The following is a 2,500-nucleotide window of genomic DNA, read 5'->3' on the forward strand; positions in this document are numbered from 1 at the left end:
CAAGCTCTGAATCGAAGCCCCAGTAAACGGCGGCCGTAACTATAACGGTCCTAAGGTAGCGAAATTCCTTGTCGGGTAAGTTCCGACCTGCACGAATGGCGTAACGACTTCCCCGCTGTCTCCAGCATAGACTCAGTGAAATTGAATTCCCCGTGAAGATGCGGGGTTCCTGCGGTTAGACGGAAAGACCCCGTGCACCTTTACTATAGCTTTACATTGGCATTCGTAGTGGCATGTGTAGGATAGGTGGTAGGCTTTGAAACCTGGGCGCCAGCTCAGGTGGAGCCACCCTTGAAATACCACCCTTATTACTATGGATGTCTAACCGCGGCCCGTTATCCGGGTCCGGGACAATGTATGGTGGGTAGTTTGACTGGGGCGGTCGCCTCCTAAAGAGTAACGGAGGCGCGCGATGGTGGGCTCAGAACGGTCGGAAATCGTTCGCTGAGTGCAATGGCATAAGCCTGCCTGACTGCGAGACTGACAAGTCGAGCAGAGACGAAAGTCGGTCATAGTGATCCGGTGGTCCCGCGTGGAAGGGCCATCGCTCAACGGATAAAAGGTACGCCGGGGATAACAGGCTGATGACCCCCAAGAGTCCATATCGACGGGGTTGTTTGGCACCTCGATGTCGACTCATCGCATCCTGGGGCTGGAGCAGGTCCCAAGGGTATGGCTGTTCGCCATTTAAAGCGGTACGTGAGTTGGGTTCAGAACGTCGTGAGACAGTTCGGTCCCTATCTGCCGTGGGTGTAGGAATATTGAAAGGATCTGTCCCTAGTACGAGAGGACCGGGATGGACGGATCTCTGGTGGACCTGTTGTGGCGCCAGCCGCATAGCAGGGTAGCTATATCCGGACGGGATAACCGCTGAAGGCATCTAAGCGGGAAACCCACCTTAAAACGAGTATTCCCTGAGAACCGTGGAAGACGACCACGTTGATAGGCCGGGTGTGGAAGAGCGGCAACGCTTGAAGCTTACCGGTACTAATAGTTCGATCGGCTTGATCGTTCTCATTCCTTATGCTCATCACTCCCAATCGGGACGATGAAGGCACAACAAGACCAGCGAAAAAGCCCCGAGAGGCGACCGACAGCTCCGCTGCCGACGTCTCTCTATGCTTCTTCGCTCAAAAAGCTTCTCGAACAACGTGCGTTTTGCCGACCTGGTGGTTATGGCGGAGCGGCTGCACCCGATCCCATTCCGAACTCGGCCGTGAAACGCTCCAGCGCTGATGGTACTTCGTCTCAAGACGCGGGAGAGTAGGTCGCTGCCAGGTCTGCTAAACGCACGTTCGTCTCTCATCCAGGATCAAAATGATCCGGACGCAGAGAAATCTTCTCTTTATGAACAGGCCCGCCAACGGGATCTCGGGCCGCGAAAGCGGCCCTTTCATTTGGTGAGCCATCTACCTATCTGTAGGCCATCCTATTCGTAGGTGTGCGCTTACCGCCAAAGCAAGCAAACGCTTGCTAAGTTCGGCAAGCAAACGCTTGCCTAGGGTTGACGCGGGGTGGAGCAGCCCGGTAGCTCGTCAGGCTCATAACCTGAAGGTCACAGGTTCAAATCCTGTCCCCGCAACCAAATCAAAAGAGCCCGCCTTGTGCGGGCTCTTTTGTATTTGGCCGTGGTGGCCGACCGATTTTAACCCGTCATCAGAGCCCCGCAAGGCGGCAAAGCCGACGCCGCGGGACAGAAACCCAAATCCCGTCCCCAAAACCAGACAATAAACGGCCCGCCCGGCATCCCGCCGGCGGGCCGTTTTGCTATCCGGATGAACCACAACACCCAAATCAGCCCGCCTGGCTCACAGCCCGCGGGCCGCTCCCGTCCTGGAAGGCGGCCGCCGCCATCAACCCGCTCCCCGGATCCGGGTGCTCAGCCTCCGCTGACGCCGCCGCAAAGCGCAGACCCTTCCGAAGCCGGACCCAACGCCCGACCCAACGGCGAAAGCCGAATCAGAGCGACCATCCCAAACCAAGCCCAGACGAATCTAGCCGCTCAGGGTCTTTCCCTCCCGCCTTCACCGCGCGGAGAACCAGAAGATCGGCCCACCCAAACAATCGCAATCCAAGCTCCAAGACGGCGACGAGGGCACCGGGGCCGAGCGAATCGGCGAATCAAACCCCGCGCAGCAATCCGGAATTGGCGTGTGATCCGCATCTCTCTATCAGCGTTTGCCAATAGTTGACATCTATTGCTATATTCCCGTGACCGGATATTTCTTCCAGAGGTTGCCATGCCCAACTACGCCTTGAATGACCACTACGAGAGCTTCATCAGGAAGCAGCTCGAATCAGGCCGCTACAACAATGCCAGTGAGGTCGTCCGAGCCGGCCTGCGTATGCTCGAGGATTTCGAGGCGGAGCGGGAGAAGTGGCTGCGCGAGGAAATCCCGGGACGCCTGGCCGAGCTCCAACGGGATCCGGATAAGGGTGTTCCCGCCGAAACGGTTTTTTCCAGGCTGGAGGCGCGTCATCGCGCGAAGCAGGCGAAAGC

The 2,500-nt window shown here is 57.6% G+C and carries 1 protein-coding gene, 1 tRNA gene and 2 rRNA genes (2 of these 4 only partly in view); all 4 read left to right on the top strand.

The window, feature by feature from the left end; translation table 11 throughout:
• Window positions 1-1,012: ribosomal RNA gene (locus EB230_RS08945) — 23S ribosomal RNA — on the top strand; it begins 1,786 nt to the left of the window's first position.
• A gap of 153 nt (window positions 1,013-1,165) precedes the next feature.
• Window positions 1,166-1,280: ribosomal RNA gene (gene rrf / locus EB230_RS08950) — 5S ribosomal RNA — on the top strand.
• A 228-nt stretch (window positions 1,281-1,508) separates the two neighbouring features.
• Window positions 1,509-1,585 (top strand) — tRNA-Met (locus tag EB230_RS08955).
• A 655-nt stretch (window positions 1,586-2,240) separates the two neighbouring features.
• Window positions 2,241-2,500 carry the 5' portion of a type II toxin-antitoxin system ParD family antitoxin gene (locus tag EB230_RS08960; RefSeq protein ID WP_056570605.1) on the top strand. 7 nt of this gene lie beyond the right edge of the window, so 260 of the gene's 267 nt are visible here — the first part of the coding sequence; the start codon lies at window positions 2,241-2,243; the stop codon falls past the right edge of the window.

The sequence above is a fragment of the Mesorhizobium sp. NZP2234 genome (assembly GCF_013170765.1).
Taxonomy (GTDB): domain Bacteria; phylum Pseudomonadota; class Alphaproteobacteria; order Rhizobiales; family Rhizobiaceae; genus Mesorhizobium; species Mesorhizobium loti_D.